At 65.2% G+C, this 3,030-nt stretch carries 6 protein-coding genes; 2 read left to right on the top strand and 4 right to left on the bottom strand.

The window, feature by feature from the left end; genetic code table 11:
- Nucleotides 1-370 precede the first annotated feature (370 nt).
- Nucleotides 371-793: a carboxypeptidase M32 gene (locus EJK15_RS68550; RefSeq protein WP_138720813.1), complete on the bottom strand. Its 423-nt coding sequence runs from the start codon at nt 791-793 to the stop codon at nt 371-373.
- On the bottom strand, nt 772-918 hold the full coding sequence (locus EJK15_RS78400) for a helix-turn-helix domain-containing protein (protein ID WP_420847198.1): 147 nt from the start codon (nt 916-918) through the stop codon (nt 772-774). The genes EJK15_RS68550 and EJK15_RS78400 overlap by 22 nt, the downstream gene beginning before the upstream one ends.
- Nucleotides 919-1,074: 156 nt before the next feature.
- On the opposite strand from EJK15_RS78400, the gene EJK15_RS68540 reads away from it, so the two are divergent.
- Nucleotides 1,075-1,494 carry a DoxX family protein gene (locus EJK15_RS68540; protein ID WP_138720811.1) on the top strand — a complete coding sequence of 140 codons (420 nt, stop codon included), beginning with the start codon at nt 1,075-1,077 and terminating at the stop codon, nt 1,492-1,494.
- A 762-nt stretch (nt 1,495-2,256) separates the two neighbouring features.
- Here EJK15_RS68540 and EJK15_RS68535 read toward each other — a convergent pair.
- The gene (locus EJK15_RS68535) at nt 2,257-2,463 is read right to left on the bottom strand and encodes a DUF397 domain-containing protein (protein WP_171075425.1); all 207 of its coding nucleotides are present in this window, start codon (nt 2,461-2,463) and stop codon (nt 2,257-2,259) included.
- Nucleotides 2,451-2,846, bottom strand: a complete 396-nt coding sequence (locus EJK15_RS78395; protein WP_420847197.1) for a DUF5753 domain-containing protein — start codon at nt 2,844-2,846, stop codon at nt 2,451-2,453. The genes EJK15_RS68535 and EJK15_RS78395 overlap by 13 nt, the downstream gene beginning before the upstream one ends.
- Here EJK15_RS78395 and EJK15_RS73990 point away from each other — a divergent pair.
- Nucleotides 2,791-3,030: hypothetical protein (locus tag EJK15_RS73990; protein WP_206062330.1), on the top strand; the 240-nt coding region annotated here is incomplete at its 3' end. The two genes, EJK15_RS78395 and EJK15_RS73990, sit on opposite strands and share 56 nt — an antisense overlap.

Raw genomic sequence — 3,030 nt, 5'->3', positions numbered from 1 at the left:
CGCGAAGGCCAAGCGCGAGCTGGGCTGGCGCCCGGCGCACCCGTCCTGGCGTCAGGGCCTCCAGGTGTCATGACTCCACGCCGATCTCGACGCCGCCCTCAATCGGGTCCCGATAACGCAATGCCGGTTAGTTAGGGTCCGGCTGCTGGTGGTGGGGGTTTTGGTTGAAGTCGGGATATGAGAACGGAGATCCAGTAGAACGGGTGATCTCTCACAACCGACCGTTCGAAGACTGGATCTCCGTTGGCTCGTCAGTCTGCCGGGACACGTTCGGGAGCGGAGGACCTTGGTGCGAGGGGTCGTCTGAGGGGGTCTGATCGTCCTGGCTGGGGCTGGCTGAGGTTCGGGGCAAGGCCATCCGGATCTGTTCTCACCTGTGGTCCCAAGCGGCTTCGATGACGAAGACGGCCCGCAGGAGATCGGACAGGTGGTCCACGTACTTGCTGATGGACCAGCCACAGTTGATCATCAGGTTGTCCATGAGGTCATGGGACATGAGCGCCCAAAGCATGTCGGTGGCATCGGCGACGGTCCATGACTGCGCCAGCAAGCTCTCGCGGTGCAGCGCCTCGACCAGGTGGCGGCAGATCCGGCGCTGGTCGTGGGCGATCACCTCCCGGTGCGCGGCGAAGTCGGGGTCGCTACGACGTTGCCGTTGGATCGCTGCGGCAATCGGGCGGACCCGTTGACGGAGCCGGCCGAGGTGGGCCGCGAACTCGTCCAGCGCGGTGATAGCGTCCGGCGCGCTCAGCACCGGACGAATGGAATCGGCTAGCCCTTCGACCTCGGCCACGTGGTCATACAGGCCCTCAGCAGATCGGCCCTGACCGGGAAGTGGAGGTAGACCGTTCGCCTGGTCACCCCGGCCCGTTTGGCGGTGGCCTCCATCGTCAGCGCCTCCGGGCCGAGCTCCTCCAGCAGCGCGCGCCGCGGTGAGCAGGGCGGCGCGGGTGCGTCGGCTACGCGCGTTGGCAGGGACGGCGATCGACTCGGTCACCGGCGACCTTCATTTGTCGCGTACATCACTTGTGTAGTTCAGTGCCGAGCTTCACCGAAAGGACGTCTGTCATGGCCATGAACACAACAACCGACACCACACCGCTGTCTCGTGGACGGACAGTCAACATCATCCTCTGGGTCACCCAAGGGCTACTGGCCGCACATTTCGCCTACGGCGGCCTGACCAAACTTGCCGCGCAGGCCGAGGTCGTCACGACCTTCGAGACGATCGGTCTCGGCCAGTGGTTCCGGGTCCTCACCGGTGTGGTCGAATTGGCCGGAGCCATCGGCCTGCTGGTCCCAGGGCTGTCCGGGCTGGCCGCGATCGGGCTGATCGGTGTCCTGACCGGCGCGACGCTCACCCACCTGTTCCTGCTGCCCGGGACGGAGGTGGTCGCGGTCTTCACCGCGCTGGAGGCCGTCGTGTTCGCCTTGGTGGCATGGGGACGGTGGCCGCGGACCAAGGCCCTCATCGCCAGTGTCATCCGTCGGTAGCCGCGTCATCTTCGGTGACTCTCAGCGATGACTCGCGGCGATCAGCTCGCCAGCTTGCGACAATCGGTGGCGTGGGCCAACGCGCGGCGGTGCGGACGTGTGAAGAACGGTGACGTTGTGTCAGCGATGAGCTCGACAGCCGGCGTGAACAATTTGACGTTCTGTAGCGTCACATATGCGTTGGGCTATCACCGTGGTATCCCGTGGTGGGAGGACGCGCATGAGCGGCAGTTGGCACGACAGGCAGCATCAGGATTTCCTCGACCGGTGGGAGGGAGACGATTGGTTCCGGCGGCACCGCGGTGGGGGCCCGACGCTGAAGCTGAGGGACCTCTTGATCGTGGTGGCGCTGATAGGCGGCCTGCTGGTGGTTGCGTCCCTCGGGTATTCCCCGGCGGAGGTGTGGGACTGGGCGTGCACCGCAGCTGAGCGACTCATTAGCGCCTGGCTGAACGGGTAGCGCACGTCAACCGGCGTGACGCTGGGAGCCCCAGGCTTCGTTGCCACTATCTGTAATCGGTTGACTACTGATATTTATGAGGCAAGCGGCTGGCTGCTGGAGGGGGAGCCGGCTCGTGAAGGGCGTGGGCGTCTGGAAGCCTAGCTCACACGGTGTTCCCGGACGCCCATGCCGTTCCTCTCGGTCAACGCGCAAGGCCCCCACGTGGGGCGGGGGCCTTGTCGGCGAGCAGCTGGGGACGCCGGGTGTCATCGCGGGTTCATGAGCGCCGCTGCGCAGCTGGTCTAACGTCGTCGGCACTGTCAGATGTCGAATTCGCCCTGGTTGGCACCCTTGAGGAAGGCTTTCCACTCTCCGGGGGTGAAGATCAGTGCGGAGCCCTGAGGGTTCTTGCTGTCACGGACGGCGATGATGCCGGGGAGGTTGGTAGCCACCTCCACGCACTGTCCGTTGTCGCCACTGGCGCTGGACTTGCGCCAGTCCGCTCCGTCGAGGTTCAGCTGGTCCATTTCCTTACCGCATCGTCTATGACTTGTCGCGTTACCTTTTTCGGCTGCGCTTCCGCTCTGATGGTGTCATATCTCCGCTTAAGGCGCGCGACTGCTTCATGGTCGCCGGTGACGTGGCCAGACAGCACCGAGTCCGCTGAAACAACCTCAGAACCGTCGCCCAGTCGCGCCAATGCGAACGCGCTCATCATGCCAGCCACGGAACCGGCGGCGATAGGCACAAGCTGGACAGTGATCTGTGGATGCTGGGCCAGCTCCAGCAGATAGCGGAGTTGCCCGGCCAAGACGTTCGGCCCGCCGATGGGGCGATGCAGGACGCCCTCGTCGATGAGCGCGAGGAAGGTCGGCGGGCTGGGGCTGGCGAAGATCGCGATGCGCCGGATCCGGGCTTGGACGCGCTCTTCGACGCGGGCGGCGGGGGCGGTTGTGGAGAAGATTGCGCGGTGGATCCAGCTGAGGCTGTTCGAAGCACGCCGGGACTTCACCAGGTTCGACGAGAGCGCCGAAGTCGATCTCGCCAATCCGTGGCTGAGCTGGGCGCTCTATCTCGCCTATCGGCGGGGCGAG

The sequence above is a fragment of the Nonomuraea basaltis genome, from assembly GCF_005893125.1.
GTDB classification, from domain to species: Bacteria; Actinomycetota; Actinomycetes; order Streptosporangiales; family Streptosporangiaceae; genus Nonomuraea; species Nonomuraea basaltis.
This window is presented reverse-complemented; position numbering and strand designations above follow the sequence as displayed.